Below are 19,098 nucleotides of genomic sequence, written 5' to 3'. Positions count from 1 at the left end.
ACTTTTCTATATCACTGGACCCACTTAATAACGACACCATCATTCGGCTTCAGTTTCAATGGAATTTCAGCATTACTATCAATGTGTAAAGACATGATTTCATCTGATAAAAGATCATGACCATGATAAGTTCCAGGTGTCAGGTCCAAAACGTCAAAAGCATGCCGAGGTACCATAACCTCTACCTGTGCCGCCTGATCAGAAAAATTCACGACAATCAAGAGCACGTCATTCTCCGCTTTTCGTAACCACGCAAATTGATGCTGCCCCAAAGTTGGGTTCACATACATCAAATCAAAAAATCGTCCTTCCTTTACAGCTTTTTCATTTTCAGATATGTGCATAATCTGCTGATACTTTTCTTTCAACAACGCTTCAGAAGACAAAGGTTTGCCTAAGCGCAAATAACCTCGCTGCAAAGTTCCTATACTCCAGTAATCAAAGATTGTCGTTCTGCCATCACAACCACTGAATCCTTCGCTATCCATACCTTTTTCACCAAATTCCTGACCTGCATAAAGCATATAAGGATTTGTGGCCAGGAGGCAACAGATAATATGAGCAGGGATTGCCCTCCACGGATCTCCCGCAAAGAAATCACTCGCAATTCGTTGCTCATCATGATTTTCTAAGAAAAAAAGCATGTGGTCGGTAATGTCATTGGTCGCTTGCCATTGGGCCGTAATGTCCTTAGTCGGCCGTGTCCCGGTTATCACCCCACGAAGACAATCATACATGCCAACCTTATCATATAAGAAATCAAAACCGGAAGCTATATATTTCCTATACTGATCTGGGGCATAAACCTCACCGATAAATATTATATTTGGATATTCAAATTTTAAACGCGTAATTGCAAATGTCCAGAATTCTGATGGCACCATCTCGGCCATATCACATCGGAATCCGTCAATGCCTTTCTTTGCCCAAAACAAGAGAATATCCAACATCTTAAGCCATGTGTCAGGAATCAAATTGTCTGAAAAAGCTTTGCGATGTCCACCGCAATAATCAATGCCATAATTAAGTTTTACGGTTTCATACCAATCACACTTACCTGGGTTGTTATCAAAATAGTCATTACCCGTAGCCTTGGCAGGACATTCTTCATAATGTTGATGATCTACAATCTGGCGTAAGTCCAATGCCTTTCCCCAACAATAATAGAAATTGTTATTCAGGGAAAAATGCAAATTAGAATCGTCTCCCTCTCCCAAGTCTTCCACATCAGAAGGTTTAGCTATAGAATGATACTCTCTTGCAACATGATTAGGGACAAAGTCCATAATGACTTTCATCCCAACCTGATGGGTCCGTTGAATCGTTTCCTCCCACTCTCCCATTCGTTTTGACACATCTGTTGCCAAATCAGGATCGACATCATAATAATCCACGATCGCATAGGGACTTCCTGCCTTTCCTTTTACAATTTCAGAATGCTGGTTGGGTAATCCAAAAAGTGAATAGTCCGTGGTTGTAGCATGACGAACGACACCGGTAAACCACAAATGAGTAACCCCTAAATCACGAATCGACTTCAATGTCTCCACATTGAAGTCGTTCAGTTTACCACACCCGTTTTGAGAGATAGAACCTCCCACCATACGTCTCTTACAGCGATTTCCAAAAAGGCGGGGAATAACTTGATAGATAATCATTTATTAAATTCCGTGAACAGCTACCTGCTTATTTATTCGTCCAATCATTCCTTGCAAAGCTTTGCCCGGGCCACATTCTGTAAAGTCTTGCGCTCCGTCAGCAATCATATTCTCTACAGTATTGGTCCATCGAACAGAACTTGTCAGCTGTGCTATCAGATTTTGCTTAATCGCAGCAGGATCAGTATATGGCTTAGCATCAACATTTTGATAAACAGGGCAATTAGGTTTGTTAAATGAAGTCTGCTCAATAGCAGTCTGTAGTTCATCCTTAGCGGGTTGCATCAAAGGAGAGTGGAAAGCGCCACTAACGGGTAATGGCAAAGCACGCTTTGCACCAGCTTCCTTCATCTTTACGCAAGCGGCATTTACAGCTTCTACATTACCGGAAATAACCAACTGACCAGGACAATTATAATTAGCCGGTATTACGATATTTCCGTCTTTTGAAACCTCTGCACAAATCCGCTCTACCTGCTCGTCGGAAAGGCCAATAATAGCAGCCATTGTTCCCGGAGCAATCTCACAAGCCTTCTGCATGGCGAGAGCACGTGCATAAACCAGACGGAGTCCATCCTCAAAACTCAACGCTCCGGCAGCAACTAATGCAGAGAACTCTCCTAAAGAATGACCGGCAACCATCTCCGGGGCAAATTCAGCACCCAAACAAAGTGCTGATATTACACTGTGAAGGAATATCGCCGGTTGTGTAACTTTAGTTTGTTTAAGTTCTTCATCGGTTCCTTCAAACATCACGTGAGTAATATCAAAGCCAAGAACCTCATTAGCTTTGTCGAACAACTGTTTAGCTAAAGGGTTCTGCTCATAGAGATCTTTACCCATACCAACAAACTGGGCACCTTGGCCAGGAAATACAAAAGCTTTCTTCATAATTATTTATTTATTATTATTGTTATCACAAATTTAAATAAAAAAAATCCCAATTGCCATGGTCGACAAAAGGGACTTTTATATAGATTTGCTTTACAGTGCTAAAAATATCACATTTATTTAAGCTTCCTCTTGAGCTTCCTCAACAGCTTCTGCAGCCGGAGCAGCCTCTACTGCCACCGGAGCAGCTACAGGCGCATTCTCTGCTATAACCTTTACAGGAATCTTAACCTCAACTTCCTTGTGGAAGTGAACTGTTGCCTCATAATCACCGACCTTCTTAATATCACGCATAGTGATAATCTTACGATCAACCTCTATGCCCTTCTTTCCAAGCTCTTCAGCTACTGTCGCAGCATTAACAGAACCATAGAGATGACCGGTTACAGCAACCTTGGCAACAATTTCCAAAGCTACGTTGTTCAGCGCTTCTGCTTTCTTCTCGGCTTCAGTCTTCAAAGCTGCCAACTTATGAGCTTGTTGTCTCAGATTTTCTGCAAGAATCTTCTTTGCGCTATTCGAGGCAATAACACCTTTTCCTTGTGGAATCAAGTAATTACGCCCATAGCCATTCTTTACATTTACAATATCATTCTTGTATCCAAGTCCAATAATATCTTCTTTCAGTATAATTTCCATTGTGTATCCTCCTCTTTAATTACTTCATCAAATCGGTTACATAAGGAAGCAGTGCTATCTGGCGAGCACGCTTAACAGCCTGTGCCACACGACGCTGATACTTCAAAGATGTTCCAGTAATACGGCGTGGAAGGATTTTTCCCTGCTCATTCAAGAACTTCTTGAGGAACTCGGGATCCTTGTAGTCGATATACTTAATACCGCTTTTTTTGAAACGACAATACTTCTTCTTCTTTGTGTCAATAGAAGGAGCTGTCAAATAACGAATTTCTGATTTCTTTTGCTCTGCCATAATTTAAGCCTCCTCTTTGTTACCAAGTTTGTTACGACGCTTTTCCGCATACTGTGCAGCATACTTGTCAAGACGTACGGTCATGTAGCGAATAACTTTTTCGTCACGACGATAACCTGTCTCGAGCGTGTTAATGATTGACGGCTCAGCTTTGAATTCCAACAGAGTATAGAAGCCTGTTGATTTCTTGTCGATAGCGTAAGCCATCTTCTTTAATCCCCAAGCCTCTTCATTCAGAATCTCAGCACCATTATCTGTGAGCAATTTCTTGAATTTAGCGACCGTTTCCTTCATCTGTTCATCAGACAAAACGGGAGTCAAAATGAAAACGGTTTCGTATTGATTCATACTAATTAAAAATAATATTAAATAATTTATAAATTGCGCATTCTTAAAATGCGGTGCAAAGGTACCTCTTTTTGTTGGAATATGGATGACATCATGGACTGCCGTGCCAAGTTTTAACTTATTTTACATTAATTCAAAGCAAACAGAAAGATTTCTCATAACGATATTATTGATATTTCGTATCTTTGCAACCATTATCTCAATTAGTTTATGAAAAAGAAAACACAGTCTTGGCTTGCGTTACCTCTCGTCTATTTGGGGGTAATTCTCATGGGAATATTCTACTTTACCGGACTCACCCAAAACAATTATTTATTACCGATCCCACTTTTAAGCGTCCTCATTGGCATCTTCTTTTTCGTTAGAAATGAGCAGCACGAAAGTGATTATTGAAAAGACAGCGCTTATTAACACCAGACTTGCTTCCAATAGCCCTAAATGTACATTGGGCAAGAAAGCGATTTTGCATACAATGGCCACTCCCAACAAAAACTGAAAGGCAAAAATTGTCCCGACTCGTTTAGACACTTTATAGTGAAAATGTATATTCACATATATCAACACAAAAACTACTTCCAACACACCGGACACAAGCATTCCCACACCAACTCCTTCAACACCGCCATAAAGATACCCAACGATCATACTAAACAAAAGAACGCTGTAGCTCAAGCTCTCTATTAAGAAATAACTTATTGGTTTACCGTGCGATAAAACTATATATTCAATCGCCAGTGTAAAACAACGGATATACATCGCCAACATTCCCCATCGCACCATTGGCACTGCCTCGAGAAATTCATTGCTGTAGAGCAGTGGTATGATAAACGGAGCTGCAACCATAAAGAAAAGTAACATCGGCGAGACCACAAGCAGTGTTACTTCAATCTGATGATTAACCACCTGATTAAACTTCACTCCCAAATTCTTAAACATTGAAAGGCGTGGATAATAATCTGTCTCCATTGAAGCAAAGAAAGCTCCTGCATAGGTCATACACATCATGTAGCCCGCGTTATATATACCAACCGTTCCGGCGCCACCTTGGGCATTCAGAAAAGAACGAAACAACAAATCCGTTCCACTGCCAAAAACTCCTGCCGCAACAAAAGCCGCTCCTAACTTTATTACAGCTACATGGTGACGAAGCAATCCAACATCAATTTTCCAGTTAAAAGGAGCGATCTTTCTCGAAAAATAAGAAACGATGATCAAATTCAATAAAGCCGACAAAAACAAAGAAGGTACGATCGCCTCAATACCAAATATCACGTACAAAGGAACTGTTGACAATAAAATACCCAGTGCCACATAAACAGACGACCAAGCCAACTGCCTTAAATGCCCGGTACCTTTCAACACGCAAAGTTCACCTCCGGTAAGAACGGTCATTGCCACAGCAGGAGCCAACATCAACATGCTTAGTACATGCCATGAATCTTGGAAAAACCAAAAACTTAAGGGAAACGCCAACAAAGCCGTCATAATCAATCCGACCAATGCGGCCAAAAGGCTCCATTGTCTGACAACAGCCACGATTTCAATCTGTCTCCCGTCATTCCCCGCACTGGCCACGAGGCGAGTGCCACTGACCGTAACCCCCATTCCTGTTATGTCAGACAACAATCTGATAGCTGAATTATAAAGAGAAAGCAGGCCAACACCCACAGGTCCTAACAGGATGGCTATCAGCTTGTTTTTCACAATTCCCAGAAGGATTGTCAGCCCCTGTACACTGCCAAAGACACTGATATACTTAAATATATGTTTATATTCACCACGCATTTGTTATTCGGCAAATCCTTTGGCTAATCCTCCTTTACTCGTTTCCTTATATAAAGATGGTATATCATGCCCCGTCTGCTTCATCACCTCTACCACACGATCAAACGACACACGGTGTTGACCATCCGAGAAAGACGCGTACAATTGAGCATCCAGTGCCCTGCAGGCCGCAAAAGCATTCCGCTCGATACACGGAATCTGCACAAGACCACAAACCGGATCACAAGTCATGCCCAAATGATGTTCCAATCCCATTTCCGCCGCGTACTCTATCTGCGACGGGCTACCTCCGAATAGCTGGCAAGAGGCAGCGCTGGCCATGGCGCATGCCACTCCGACTTCACCTTGACAGCCAACCTCCGCTCCAGAGATCGACGCGTTCTGTTTCACAATGTTACCAAACAAGCCGGCTGTTGCCAAGGCGTGCAACATCTTGATTTCGCTAAAGTTATGTCCTTTATACAGATGGTAAAGCACGGCCGGCACCACTCCGCACGCGCCACAGGTCGGTGCCGTAACGATATTCCCGCCCGAAGCATTCTCTTCGCTCACGGCCAACGCATAGGCATATACCATCCCTCTGCTCTGAAGAGACGGTTTATATCCACACGCTTTAATATAATAGGTGGAAGCTTTGCGCGACAACCCCAAAGGACCTGGCAACACTCCCTCATGATTAATTCCCCGTTCTACCGCGGATTTCATGATTTCCCACACCTCATGCAAATACTGCCATATCTCCGGTTGCTCACACATTTCGACATATTCCCAATACGAACGTCTATGCTCATAACACCAGTCCATGATATCCGTAATCGTTGTCAGCGGGTAAATATCCTTATGTACAAACGCCCCCGTATCTTCCAGCCCTTCCGAAAGGGCTCCGCCTCCAACACTATAAACCGTCCACTCACCGATCAGATTCTGACTGTCATCATAGGCCGAAAACTTCATGCCGTTAGGATGAAAGGGTAAAAACACTTGTGGCTGCCAGTCGATATCCACTTTTCCAACCGCACTAAGCGTATCGATAATAGCCACGTCCGTCATGTGCCCTCGCCCGGTCGCAGCCAGACTGCCATAAAGCACGACTTTGAAAGACCGGGCTTCCGGATATTTACCCATGAAAATCTTTGCCGCTTTTTGTGGTCCCATCGTATGACTGCTCGAAGGACCAATTCCTATTCTATATAGTTCTGTTAGCGATTCCATCTCTACATTAATATAATTATATTACATTTCCCTTTGCGCTATTCCGACTTTTACTTTAAGCTCCATGCGATAAAAAGGACAATTTGCTTCCATAAAAATCTCATAAAGGGCGAATCGCTGACAAAATTACGGATAAATCATGATAAAGCAGCATTTTATGACAGTTTATTAAAGATGTTTATCCTCTTGTATATCAACACCATTTCAAAAGCATAGCAATTAGCTTGCAAAAGCAGCCCTTTTAGCATGTAAAAGGGCTGCTTTTAGAAGCCAAAAGGGCTGCTTTTGCAAGCTAAAAGGGCAGCTTTCAGAACACGACAGCTATCATGCTGACTATCAAGCACTATGCTATATAAACGCAACAAATTACAAAATAATTATTTTACAAAGCTCAAAAAAATAGCTCAAAACATTTGGAAGAAAGAAAATAAACCACTACCTTTGCACCGCATTAAAAAACGATGCGCAGCAAAGAACATACCTTGAGGAAGGATGGGTGAGTGGCTGAAACCAGCAGTTTGCTAAACTGCCGTACGGGTTACCGTACCGGGGGTTCGAATCCCCCTCCTTCCGCAGGAAAATACTTGCAAAAAGAGACTGACGGTCGGTTCATCTAACGGTTAGGATACAAGATTCTCAATCTTGGCATACGAGTTCGATTCTCGTACCGACTACAATTACAAAGGAGGCTGTGTCAAAACGCTGGCACAACCTCCTCATTTTTATATGGCTCACCCGACATCAGTTAGTCAAGCCTCTACGCAATATAGGAGATATGAAACAATATTGAGAATATCTATCGTGAGGTCCATCCTTTCTTCTTTTTCCGGAATAAAGAGGCTTATCCCGCATTGATATCTTAACATCACACAGGGTCTTGAACGGGATCTTCTTCGAACAAGTGGTCGGCCGGTAGGATTTCCTCTTCGTCAAACCACGCTTTCAGTTTGTTTTTTGCTTTTTCCTTCACGTCTTCCGACACTTGCCCCCATATCTTCTTGAGCACATAGATGAGTACGGCTATATCATCGCTCAAGCCCGCAATAGGTATGGCGTCAGGCACGATGTCCATAGGGCTAATCAAATAGCCCAAGGCCCCGATAATGATAGCCTTGTCTTTCACGGACACTCGGTCGCTCTCCAAAGTATAATACAAAATAAGGGCTGCGTAAACCAACTTGACACCCGAACGCTTAGCGATTCGCTGGATTTTTTCGACAAATTCCATTTTCGTGAATTTATCCTTATACTTCATAAAGTCTGGTAGTTCCATGTTATTGTAAAAGAAGAAAAATGTAACGATTGAAAAACAAAAAAAAAAGAAATAGCACCCCTGTAAGCCGGGTTCTGTGTTCTCACCAGCCTAAGAAAGCCGTAAAGAATGCCTACCATTTATCTAATCTATAAGTCACCTCATAGCTCGAGCGTTCTACCCTCCGCAGTATCGTGTTATGCACAATATCAAGCGAGCAGCTTTCATCCTGCGGTTTACATGAACTTGCGACCTCCGGCCTGCACAGCACACTAATCACTTAGTGCCTGGTAGTCTCTTACACCACCTTCTCACCCTTACCTTTTGCGAGGCGGTTGTTTTCTTCTGCACGCACCCGATGTCACCATCGCCTTCCATTTTCAGAAGCGGAGTGCTCTATGTCGCCCGGACTTTCCTCTCGCATTTGCATGCCAGCGGTAGGCCGGGGTACTATTTCTATGTTGCAAAGATAACAAAAACTTTCCTTGCCAAAACGTTTTTGCGTCAAAATAAATAAAGTGGCAAGATTTATTTAATACTAATTAAGGTCTCGATCGCATTACATAAAACTAAAATAAATTTTAACCGCGACTAATTGGCGATTCCCATATAAACGCATAACATAAGACAAAGATTTTACAATCTATGGCAGAACTGCGTTAAACTTCCAAATTTATGCGGATATTACGGCTATTTTATGTAACTTTGCAGCATTATATATAGATTTATATTTTAAATATAAAATGAGTAACAAAGGTAATGCTACTATACAGATGATCGCTGATTTTGAGGGTGACATCACAAGTTTGTTCAATGAGGAAAAAGGAGGAGTGCTTCCCATTCTTGCAACAAGAAATATCGTTTTGTTTCCCGGGGTGATGACTCCGATTCTGATAGGAAGAGAAGCCAGCCTCAATCTTCTGGAACACATATCACATCACCCTACTAATTTTGCTATTTTCTCACAAAAGGATGAAAATGTCAGCAGTCCGACCTTGGGTGACCTTTATCCGATTGGCGTTTTTGCAAGACTGATCAAAGTTATTGACATGCCTGGTCCTAACCATCAGGTGACAGCCATCGTACAGGGGCTGGGACGGTGCGAAATTCACGATTTGGTACAAGATCACCCTTTCTTGTCCGGATCTGTCTATCCGGCTCCGGAGGATGACGTGACGATGGATAATAAGATTTGCAAGACTGCTTACAAGGACTTGCTTACCTCCACCAGTCAATATATCTCTGACAACGATGAGATTCCGAATGAGTTACAATACTCTCTGGACAGCATTTCGCAAAATCTCATCAAGGTGAACTATATCTGCTGTAATCTGCCGTTCTCCGTCAAAGATAAGTTTAACATGCTCAGGCAAAACACAATACTGGAGCGTATCTATGAAACGTTGAAAGCCCTTCATCGTGAACAGCAGTATGTAGAGATCAAGAAAGATATTCGTTCAAAGACCCGTGAAGACTTGGACGAGCAGCAGCGCGAGTACTTCCTTCAGCAACAAATTAAGAATATCAAAGAAGAGCTGGGCAACGGCAACGGAACTTCCGAGAAAATAGAGTTGGAAGAGAAGGCACAAGGCAAGAAATGGCCGGTTGAGATTGAGCAGGTATTCCGCAAGGAACTTGAGAAGCTTGACTTGTTCAACCCGCAAAGTCCGGAATATAGCACCCAAGTAAACTATCTTCAAAACTTGGTAAGCCTACCATGGGGCGAATACTCAAAAGACGACCTCAGCCTCAAGCGTGCGAAGCATATCCTCGATCATGACCACTATGGCATGGAAAAGGTGAAAGAGCGCATTCTGGAATACATAGCCGTCCTAAGTCTGCGTGGCGACTTAAAATCACCTATCATCTGTCTCTACGGCCCTCCCGGAGTCGGAAAGACCAGCCTTGGCAAAAGTATTGCCGAAGCGCTGAAGCGCAAGTATGTACGTATCTCGTTAGGTGGCTTGCACGACGAATCTGAAATCAGAGGTCATCGTAGAACATATATCGGGGCCATGCCCGGCCGCATCATAAAAAGTCTGCTGAAAGCCGGAACGAGTAACCCCGTCTTCATTCTTGACGAGATAGACAAGGTGAGCCAAAATACCATCAACGGGGATCCATCGTCCGCACTTTTGGAAGTGTTGGATCCGGAACAGAACAACGCCTTTCATGACAATTTCTTAGATGTGGATTATGATTTGTCCAAAGTGTTATTTATCGCCACCGCCAATGACCTGAGCAATATTCCCCGCCCACTTCTAGACCGAATGGAGATCATTGAGGTTAGTGGATATATTACGGAAGAGAAACTTGAAATAGCCAAACGTCACCTTGTACCTAAGGAAATTAAGAATACAGGCCTTGACAACGAGGCGGAAAAGGTAAAGTTTACTAAACTGGCTTTAGAGAAAATCATTGAGCAGTACACACGTGAAAGCGGGGTGCGACAATTGGAAAAACAGATTAATAAAGCCCTTCGTAAGCTCGCTTTTCTCAAGAAAATGGATGGCGCACTCAAAACTTCAACCATCACGCCTACAGAAATCGAATCATTGTTGGGTAAGCCCCCTTTCTATCGAGATATTTATCAAGGTAATGATTATGCAGGTGTAGTCACTGGTTTGGCCTGGACAACGGTTGGTGGAGAAATTCTGTTTATAGAAACAAGTCTCAGCAAAGGGAAGAGCGGCAAACTTACACTGACAGGCAATTTGGGCGATGTAATGAAAGAGAGTGCCGTAATTGCGTTAGAATATGTTAAAGCCCACATTGACACATTAGGTATAGATTATCGAATATTTGAAAACTGGAATATTCATATCCATGTTCCGGAAGGCGCAACTCCAAAAGATGGTCCTTCGGCCGGTATAACGATCGCGACCAGTATCGCGTCAGCGCTGACACAGCGTAAGGTCCGCAAAAATACAGCTATGACCGGTGAAATTACACTGCGTGGAAAAGTATTGCCGGTTGGTGGTATCAAAGAAAAGATTCTAGCTGCCAAAAGAGCCGGCATTACAGACATCGTCTTATGTGCCAACAACAGAAAGGACATAGAAGAAATTCCAGAAGCCTATCGCAAAGGTGTGGAATTTCACTATGTCGAAAATGTACAGGATGTTTGGGATTTTGCGCTAACTGATGAAAAAGTTAAAAGTCCAATCGATTTAACTATTCCTGAAGATACAAAGGCAAAAGCTCATGAAATTTGAACTCCAGCATACAGATTCTGCCAGTGATGCCAGAACGGGAATCATCACTACAGACCATGGCCGAATCAAGACGCCTATCTTCATGCCCGTGGGTACATGTGGAGCTGTTAAGGGAGTTCATTTTAACGAATTACGACAACAGATTAAAGCGCAAATCATACTTGGAAATACCTATCATTTGTATTTACGCCCAGGTTTGGAAGTACTCCGAACTGCCGGCGGACTCCATAAGTTTAATGGATGGAATCGTCCGATACTTACGGATAGTGGCGGTTTTCAAGTATTTTCCCTTTCTGGTATCAGAAAGTTGAAAGAAGAAGGCTGTGAGTTTCGTTCTCATATCGACGGTTCCAAGCATTTCTTTACCCCGGAAAATGTAATGGATACCGAACGAATCATCGGCGCAGATATCATGATGGCCTTTGACGAATGCCCTCCCGGACAGAGTGATTATAATTACGCTAAAAAAAGTCTGCAACTAACTCAGCGTTGGTTGGATCGCTGCATCAAACGATGTCAGGAAACCGAATCCCTATACGGCTATCAGCAAAGCCTCTTTCCCATCGTACAGGGTTGTACTTTCAAGGACTTACGGCAAGAAGCTGCCAAATATGTAGCAGACAAGGGGGCTGATGGCAACGCAATAGGTGGATTGGCTGTGGGCGAACCAACAGAAGTAATGTATGATATGATAGAGGTTGTCAACGAGATTCTTCCAAAAGATAAACCTCGTTATCTCATGGGAGTAGGAACACCACAAAACATATTAGAAGCAATAGAGCGGGGAGTTGATATGTTTGACTGTGTCATGCCGACACGCAACGGGCGTAATGCCATGCTCTTTACCTATAATGGGACGATGAACATGCGCAACAAGAAATGGGAAATGGACTTTTCACCCATTGATCCAGATGGCTGTGAGACAGATTTAATCTACACCAAAGCCTATCTGCACCATCTTTTCAAAGCACAGGAGTTCCTGGCCATGCAGATTGCCAGCATTCACAACCTGGCATTCTATTTACGCTTGGTTACAGATGCACGGCAGCACATTGAGATTGGAGATTTCGTACAATGGAAAACGTCCATTATCGATCAGCTCGGACAACGGATTTAAAGAAGAACGTATGAAATCATTGCACCAGATCAGAAGACACCGCAGATTCTATAGGATAGTGAGATTCCTTTCACTTCATCCCGCATGGCTTCATCGACTCTTTAGATTCTTTTATCATCACACTGATTGGCTGAGACAGAGCCTACAATGGTTAGGGAAAAAGATGGAATGGATGAAATATGCTAATCCCTTTCGCTATATCAAACGACTGGATTGGTATATCATCAAAAAATTTATTGGAACCTATATCTATTCTATACTCCTAATTATCAGTATATCGATCGTATTTGATGTTAATGAAAATCTGGCAAAATTTACGGAATATCATGCTCCGTTCCGAGCTATTGTCGTAGATTATTACCTCAACTTCGTACCCTATTTTGCCAACTTGTTTAGCCCGCTGTTTGTTTTTATTGCTGTTATTTTCTTTACATCGAAATTAGCAGGCAATTCAGAAATTATATCCATGTTGGCCGCAGGCGTATCATTTAAACGGCTCATGAGGCCCTATATGATTTCGTGCATACTGATTTCGGCCCTTTCGTTCTATCTCAGCGCATTCGTTATTCCGCATGGAACCGTCATCAAGCAGAATTTTGAATCCATGTATAAGAATAAAAGGAAGAATACGGCGGCCGATAACGTACAGCTTCAAGTGGATAAAGGCACAATAGCCTATATTCAGCACTACGATAACAACATGAAGAAAGGCTACGGTTTCTCTTTGGATAAATTTGAAAACAAGAAGCTAGTCAGCCACATGACCGCAATGGAAATACAATATGACACCATTGCGGATTCCAAATATCACTGGACGGCCAGCAACTGGAAGATACGTGAACTTAAAGGGCTACGAGAACATATAACATCAGGAATATCCAAAGATACACTGATTATCATGGAGCCAACTGATCTCGTATATTCCAAGGGGCAGCAAGAGACGTTTACCAGTCCAGAACTAAGCGACTATATTTCAAAACAAATAGACAGAGGATCCGGGCATGTCGTTCAATATCAAGTTGAATACCATAAACGGATAGCATCCAGCTTCGCTTCCTTCATTTTAACAATTATTGGTCTGTCACTTTCATCAAAGAAGCGAAAGGGGGGAATGGGATTATACTTGGGCGTGGGCTTGGCCCTGAGTTTTATCTACATCATGCTGCAAACTGTGTCGGCGACATTTGCCATCAACGCCGGAGTCCCACCAATGTTAGCGGCATGGGTGCCCAACGCGCTCTTCGCCATTGTAGCCTATTTCTGCTATAGGCAGGCTCCCAACTAATACCATGTACCAACAAATACGGGTATTTATAAATTTAAATATTAACAATAAGAAATTGTAGCAGATGATGAGTTTCGGTATAGGCCGAATGCAAAAGGCAATTTCTATAACAAAACCAAAAATATGTATTTTGACGAATTAGATTTAAATGACAATGTGCTTGACGCGTTATATGATATGCGGTTTGCCACCTGTACACCGGTACAGGAAAAATGTATTCCTGAAATTCTAAAAGGCAACGACGTTCTTGGCGTAGCCCAGACAGGAACCGGGAAAACTGCAGCTTACCTGCTGCCAATTCTGAGTAAACTTGATGACGGTGATTATCCTAAATCAGCCATCAATTGTTTAATTATGAGTCCGACCCGTGAATTGGCACAACAAATTGACCAAGCGATGCAAGGGTTTGGATATTATCTGAACGGAATAAGCAGTGTAGCCGTATATGGCGGCAATGACGGAAACAGATATGACCAAGAACTGAAGAGCCTACAGTTAGGGGCAGATGTTGTGATTGCTACTCCCGGTCGGTTTATTTCCCACATGAGTCTTGGCAATGTCGATATGAGCAAGGTTTCATTTTTCGTGCTGGATGAAGCTGATCGCATGCTCGACATGGGCTTCTCTGAAGATATTATGAAAATAGCGGCCAAACTACCCAAGACATGTCAAACCATTATGTTCTCCGCCACGATGCCGCCAAAGATTGAAGAGTTGGCCAAGACCTTATTGAAAAATCCCGTTGAAATAAAACTCGCTGTCAGTAAACCCGCAGAAAAAATTCAACAGAAAGGTTACATTTGCTATGAGACGCAGAAGTTGGGCATTATCAAAGACATCTTTAAAAGTGGCGACTTAAAACGTGTTATCATTTTTTGCGGCAGTAAACTGAAGGTAAAACAAGTTAATGGGGCACTCCGGAAGAAAAATATTAATTGCGGCGAAATGCACTCTGACTTGGATCAAGCTCAGCGCGATGATATCATGTTCAAGTTTAAGAGTGGTCAACTCGACGTGTTGGTAGCTACAGACATTGTTGCTCGAGGAATTGATATTGATGATATAGCAATGGTTATCAACTATGACGTTCCTCACGACGCAGAAGATTACGTACACAGAATAGGGCGTACGGCACGTGCGGACCGTGATGGCGTTGCTATTACCCTGATCAGCAATGACGATATGTTTTATTTCCAACAAATTGAGAAATTTCTCGGTAAGGAAGTTGAAAAGATCGCACTGCCCGAAGGACTCGGTGAGGCTCCGGAATACAAATCCGCAGGCCGACCCAGAAAAGGAACATCAGCCAAGAGCCGCCGCCGCAATGACAGAGAGCAAACATCGCACAAAGACAAGAAGCAACAGAATCGGCGCCAACGCAATGCAACAGCGGAGAGTGGACAACCTTCCAATAAGGATAGCCGTAAAGACCAACGCAATGATCCCTCTCGCAATAAACGGAATGATCAAGAGCAACGTGGTAATAAGAACGCGACACAACGCGGCGAAAAACGAGGTAACGAACTACGTGAAAATAAAAACGAGCAGCGCAACAATTCCTCTCGTCCTTCTCGCAATGGCGAACAGCAGACTCGCAGCAAGCGTCGTGGCAATGTAGAGGGGAACTACAAGAAACGAAACAATCCACAAAGCGAAAAGCGCCAAGCCAATAGGCAACAAGTCCCTCAAACAGCTGCACAAACAATAAAAAAGGAAAGTGGTATTAAAAAGTTTATCAAGAAAATTTTTGGAATGAGATAATCCCACCACTTTTACTTGACAACAAAAAGTCCTCCGAAAGACATTTTCATCTTCTTCGGAGGACTTTATCATTTATGATTCATCATAACAGAATACCTTATTTTTTGGCTTTAATATATAATTCCAGAAGTGAATTTCTATTGACTCCAAGTGATACAAGCCGATCCAAATCCCGAATTGCCGCCTCATTTTGTTTGGTCGATAACAACAAATCAATCCTGTTCAATAGATAATCTTGATTAGACGGATCTCGCCGAATGGCTTCAGAGTAATCAAATATAGCCAATTCTAACCAGCCTCTTTCTTTTTCAATTCCGCCACGCGCCGCATAAGCAACAGCACTGTCCGGATATTGGTTCACCAAGCTGTTTGCCTGATCAAACGCTTCTGTAAAATGCTTAGATTTCTGATTGAGCAAAGCTAATCCCAGCTGACCATCAAAATTTCCCGGAACCAACATGAGCAAATGCTCGTAATCAAGCCGGGCAAAATTCAACCGACCTAACTTCTCGTTTACAAAAGCCCTGTAATAAAGCCCGGCGATATTATTAGGGTCGAGGAAAAGCACCTTGTCTAAATCCTCCTTGGCATAATTCCACTGTTCTAACAGAATATTCCAAGAAGTTTTCTTTAACCTTAAATCAATACTGTCCGGATGATAAGCCAATAAGTCTGTAGCTTTAGCCAATGAATCTCTCAAGGTCTGATTAGACTGGGCAGACAAGCTAACCGCGGAAACAAAAGAGATCATAATGATCAATATTACTTTACGCATATCGTTATTTTGCGAGCAAAGATAATAGAAAAGGAGGCTATGGCTTTGATATTACTGTTATTATTCTACAAAAGAACAAAATAACGGAAAAATTATTATGAAAAAAAACATATAATCAAAAAATAGTATATCTTTGCATATAATAAAATATGTCTTTTAAGTGCTGGCAATATTCCCTTGTGACAACATATCGGTTATAGGATAAAGGCAAATTAAAGACTAAAGCATCCATTCTATGAACACCTCTGAACAGACATTACAACAAATTGACAGGTTTATTAATAAAATCATCCAAAAATATCCTGAGACAAGTGAGGAGAATTGTGTATTGACAGACATTCATATCCTTGTCAATCAAGAATCTGGTGAGATGAGAGCCTACAATGATGACGAGGAAGAGATAACACGCTGTGTTGTTGAACAATGGATAGATAACAAGGATGAACTATTCTATACCCACATTACAGATATACTTAGAAAGATATTGGTTGACAAAAGTTCCATCATAGATAAACTTGGCATTCTGAAGCCCTACAGTTTTGTGCTTGAAGACGATGATCATGAAAATATCGCAGAACCCTATGTCGCTGATGACGACACGATTATCATTGGCGGAGATCTAATGAGCGACTTAGATGAAGACTTAGATAAATTTCTTGATCATTTAATCCAAACTTAATCTTCTATTATATATCATAAAGGATGAGGGCGTGTCAATCCCACGTGGCTTCAAAGGTCAAATTCCAGAATTCTTTTTATCTGAAACAAGACATCCATCTATAATAAAAATAGTCCTATCAAACTCCCTTGCGAGATAATGATAGGACTATTTTATGTTTGTCTCTTACAATCCGTATTTTTCCCGGGTGCTCAGTTTTGTGTTGACTTTATCCTCCATTAAAAAACTGTTGTAAATCACTCGAACGTGCCGATGGCATGACCGTAATGACGATTGTTGTAATATACGTTCACACTTTTATCGTAGAAAAACAGGCGATCTCCGCGGTTACGGTTATAGAATTCCATCGGGTAGCCACTCGACGACCAGTAGTAAGCCTGTTCGCCAAGGCCATAAAGGGTGCCTGAAAGGAAGTAACCCGATGAGGGAAGGAAGAAGTAATCGGAGGTATTGGTAAGTGCAGCAGTAGAGGGGACGGAGGATGTGGTGACGTATTCTTTGCGGTAATCTTTGCCTGCGTCGGTAGCGGATGCGTAGAATTTCTCCTTCATGTCACTCTGTGCAGTCAGCTGGTTATAGCCCGCGGCCTTCAGATCATTGTATATCACCTGCTGTTTCTTCAGCCATAGCCCACCCTTATAGAGGTGATTGCGGAAAGACCATAGGCAATTCTTGTCATAATGGGGATCGCCGTACTTCACGTAATAGTACAGTTCGTTGACGTTGGGAGCGTCCTTGCAGGAGTGGGAGGCATTGGTGAGAAAGCCTACGCTGTGTTCTTCGGTGTTGTACCAGCGGTCGGTACCGGTGGTTGGAATACTACCGTAGGTGGTGTAATTGGTATTGTTTATGAGCACGTCGGGCAAGGTTACGCCGTTCCAGTAGGGTTTCACAGCATCCCACATGTAATAGGAATCAATGCCACGTTTGATCTTCGGCGTGACGTTTGCCGTCACGTCATATATCGCCCCTGCGTTGAAAGAGCCAGAGATGGTCTGGCTGATAGCGCCCTCGACTTTGGTCGCGGGGTCATAGATGTAGCAATCCACCGTAAGCGTGTGTGTGCCGGGAGCGATGACCATATAGGCGGCGTTGGTCGCCTGACTTGTAGTGGTGTTGGTCAGGGGGAAGCCGTTCTCATAGCTGCTGCCGGCGGTTGCGTCCTTCGTGGAGAGCGTGACGCTCCGTGCACCGCTTGCCGCCGTACCGATGGAGCCGGTGGAGAAATCGAACGTGCCGGCAATGTTGGTACCGGCCGAGGTCACGACCACTTTGGTGAGGTAGATGTTCTGTCCGAGCGCCGCATTTGTGCAGCGCGGCATCACGGCCAAGTAAACGGCCTTATGGTCGAGCTTGAACTTGAACGCGCTGCCATTGCCTGAAGCCGTTGCCGTACCGCAGTCGCCCGAAACGCCGGCGTGACTGAAGTCATTAGGTTGCGATTGCGTCTGCTCGGTGGCGATAGTTACTTTGTCACCTGCCGTTCCATTCGCGCCGGTGTAATTAACCATACACCCATTAGTGAATGTCCCCGACAGCGTGAACACGCCGTGCGTCATATCCGAGTTAAACTCGCCCGCGCCGCTCTGCCGGAAGTTGCCTTCGGTGTCTTTCACCCATATCTTGTCGTCTGCCGACCAATAGGGCGTAGCTCCGTTGCCGAAGCTGTGTTGTATGGAAGTGCGCGTAGTAGGCTCAGCCTGCGCCGCGGGCTCTTCGTTCATGAATGTCACGGCGACGGTTTCCGTCGCTGTTTTGATCTGTGTATCTTCGACCTGCGTAGTCTCATCGTTGGCACAACCCGCGAGTACCATTGCCGTAAGCAACAGTGCCGCATGGAACAAATGCTTATGTCTCATTTTGTTGTCTTTTCTTTGGTTACTCATTTCGCAGTACTCCACGTATTCATACTTTCTGAAACGACCTGTTCTCCATCTTCTTCCAGGAAACTTCCCCGCTTGGCGTTGCCGAAAGTTCCTCCTTGTCCAATAGTGGAGTGGTCTCCGCTTGCCTGTAATATCGGATGCTTAAAATCCACACCGATGATTTCGATTGCCGGGCAGACGTACATCTGCTTCTTTACTTCTTTCTGTTTCATGTTTAACGAATTATATTTGTAAATGATTAGCCATTATTTCCAATAGTGTCCTAAATAATTTTTGTGAAAACGCATATAAAGTTTCATCAAA

Annotated in this window: 16 protein-coding genes, 2 tRNA genes and 1 other RNA gene; 7 read left to right on the top strand and 12 right to left on the bottom strand. The window is 43.1% G+C overall.

Annotated elements, in window-relative coordinates; translation table 11 throughout:
* Positions 1-11: 11 nt before the first annotated feature.
* The 7 genes from JHU38_RS09205 to JHU38_RS09175 all read right to left on the bottom strand — a co-directional run bounded on the left by JHU38_RS09205 (position 12) and on the right by JHU38_RS09175 (position 6,825).
* Positions 12-1,658, bottom strand: coding sequence for an alpha-amylase family glycosyl hydrolase (locus JHU38_RS09205; protein WP_107580803.1), 1,647 nt, complete (start codon positions 1,656-1,658; stop codon positions 12-14).
* A 3-nt stretch (positions 1,659-1,661) separates the two neighbouring features.
* Positions 1,662-2,549: an ACP S-malonyltransferase gene (fabD, locus tag JHU38_RS09200; RefSeq protein ID WP_107580802.1), complete on the bottom strand. Its 888-nt coding sequence runs from the start codon at positions 2,547-2,549 to the stop codon at positions 1,662-1,664.
* A 120-nt stretch (positions 2,550-2,669) separates the two neighbouring features.
* Complete coding sequence (gene rplI / locus JHU38_RS09195; protein WP_107580801.1) at positions 2,670-3,188, bottom strand: 50S ribosomal protein L9; 519 nt, start codon at positions 3,186-3,188, stop codon at positions 2,670-2,672.
* 19 nt (positions 3,189-3,207) lie between these two features.
* On the bottom strand, positions 3,208-3,480 hold the full coding sequence (rpsR, locus tag JHU38_RS09190) for a 30S ribosomal protein S18 (RefSeq protein WP_107580800.1): 273 nt from the start codon (positions 3,478-3,480) through the stop codon (positions 3,208-3,210).
* A 3-nt stretch (positions 3,481-3,483) separates the two neighbouring features.
* A complete protein-coding gene (gene rpsF / locus JHU38_RS09185; RefSeq protein ID WP_107580799.1) occupies positions 3,484-3,828 on the bottom strand; it encodes a 30S ribosomal protein S6 in 345 nt (114 codons plus the stop codon).
* Between the two features lie 330 nt (positions 3,829-4,158).
* Positions 4,159-5,613, bottom strand: a complete 1,455-nt coding sequence (locus JHU38_RS09180; protein ID WP_107580798.1) for an oligosaccharide flippase family protein — start codon at positions 5,611-5,613, stop codon at positions 4,159-4,161.
* Between the two features lie 3 nt (positions 5,614-5,616).
* On the bottom strand, positions 5,617-6,825 hold the full coding sequence (locus JHU38_RS09175) for an L-serine ammonia-lyase (RefSeq protein WP_107580797.1): 1,209 nt from the start codon (positions 6,823-6,825) through the stop codon (positions 5,617-5,619).
* Between the two features lie 486 nt (positions 6,826-7,311).
* Between JHU38_RS09175 and JHU38_RS09170 the strand changes: the two genes are divergently transcribed.
* Together JHU38_RS09170 and JHU38_RS09165 are read left to right on the top strand one after the other, a co-directional pair.
* Positions 7,312-7,398, top strand: a tRNA-Ser gene (locus tag JHU38_RS09170).
* A 29-nt stretch (positions 7,399-7,427) separates the two neighbouring features.
* Positions 7,428-7,499, top strand: a tRNA-Glu gene (locus tag JHU38_RS09165).
* A 191-nt stretch (positions 7,500-7,690) separates the two neighbouring features.
* On the opposite strand, the gene JHU38_RS09160 is transcribed toward JHU38_RS09165, so the two are convergent.
* On the bottom strand, positions 7,691-8,098 hold the full coding sequence (locus JHU38_RS09160) for a YkvA family protein (protein WP_107580796.1): 408 nt from the start codon (positions 8,096-8,098) through the stop codon (positions 7,691-7,693).
* Positions 8,099-8,145: 47 nt separating this feature from the next.
* An RNA gene (gene rnpB / locus JHU38_RS09155) (RNase P RNA component class A) lies at positions 8,146-8,531 on the bottom strand.
* 289 nt (positions 8,532-8,820) lie between these two features.
* On the opposite strand from rnpB, the gene lon reads away from it, so the two are divergent.
* From lon to JHU38_RS09135, 4 genes are all read left to right on the top strand, one after another.
* A complete protein-coding gene (gene lon, locus JHU38_RS09150) occupies positions 8,821-11,292 on the top strand; it encodes an endopeptidase La (RefSeq protein ID WP_107580795.1) in 2,472 nt (823 codons plus the stop codon).
* Positions 11,282-12,409 carry a tRNA guanosine(34) transglycosylase Tgt gene (gene tgt, locus JHU38_RS09145; RefSeq protein ID WP_107580794.1) on the top strand — a complete coding sequence of 376 codons (1,128 nt, stop codon included), beginning with the start codon at positions 11,282-11,284 and terminating at the stop codon, positions 12,407-12,409. The genes lon and tgt overlap by 11 nt, the downstream gene beginning before the upstream one ends.
* A gap of 163 nt (positions 12,410-12,572) precedes the next feature.
* Entirely contained in the window at positions 12,573-13,694 is a 1,122-nt protein-coding gene (locus JHU38_RS09140) for an LptF/LptG family permease (protein ID WP_369917043.1), read from the top strand.
* 123 nt (positions 13,695-13,817) lie between these two features.
* Positions 13,818-15,455 (top strand): DEAD/DEAH box helicase, encoded by a 1,638-nt coding sequence (locus JHU38_RS09135; RefSeq protein WP_107580792.1) that lies wholly within the window; start codon positions 13,818-13,820, stop codon positions 15,453-15,455.
* A 97-nt stretch (positions 15,456-15,552) separates the two neighbouring features.
* On the opposite strand, the gene JHU38_RS09130 is transcribed toward JHU38_RS09135, so the two are convergent.
* Positions 15,553-16,230: a tetratricopeptide repeat protein gene (locus JHU38_RS09130; protein ID WP_107580791.1), complete on the bottom strand. Its 678-nt coding sequence runs from the start codon at positions 16,228-16,230 to the stop codon at positions 15,553-15,555.
* Between the two features lie 235 nt (positions 16,231-16,465).
* Between JHU38_RS09130 and JHU38_RS09125 the strand changes: the two genes are divergently transcribed.
* Positions 16,466-16,909, top strand: a complete 444-nt coding sequence (locus tag JHU38_RS09125) for a hypothetical protein (RefSeq protein ID WP_107580790.1) — start codon at positions 16,466-16,468, stop codon at positions 16,907-16,909.
* A gap of 236 nt (positions 16,910-17,145) precedes the next feature.
* Here the strand turns inward: JHU38_RS09125 and JHU38_RS09120 are convergent, their stop codons facing one another.
* Both JHU38_RS09120 and JHU38_RS09115 read right to left on the bottom strand, forming a co-directional pair.
* Positions 17,146-18,768, bottom strand: a complete 1,623-nt coding sequence (locus JHU38_RS09120; protein ID WP_146156966.1) for a fimbrillin family protein — start codon at positions 18,766-18,768, stop codon at positions 17,146-17,148.
* 23 nt (positions 18,769-18,791) lie between these two features.
* On the bottom strand, positions 18,792-19,007 hold the full coding sequence (locus JHU38_RS09115; RefSeq protein WP_107580788.1) for a hypothetical protein: 216 nt from the start codon (positions 19,005-19,007) through the stop codon (positions 18,792-18,794).
* Positions 19,008-19,098 lie beyond the last annotated feature (91 nt).

This window comes from Prevotella illustrans (assembly GCF_017426725.1).
Lineage (GTDB): Bacteria > Bacteroidota > Bacteroidia > Bacteroidales > Bacteroidaceae > Prevotella > Prevotella illustrans.
This window is presented reverse-complemented; position numbering and strand designations above follow the sequence as displayed.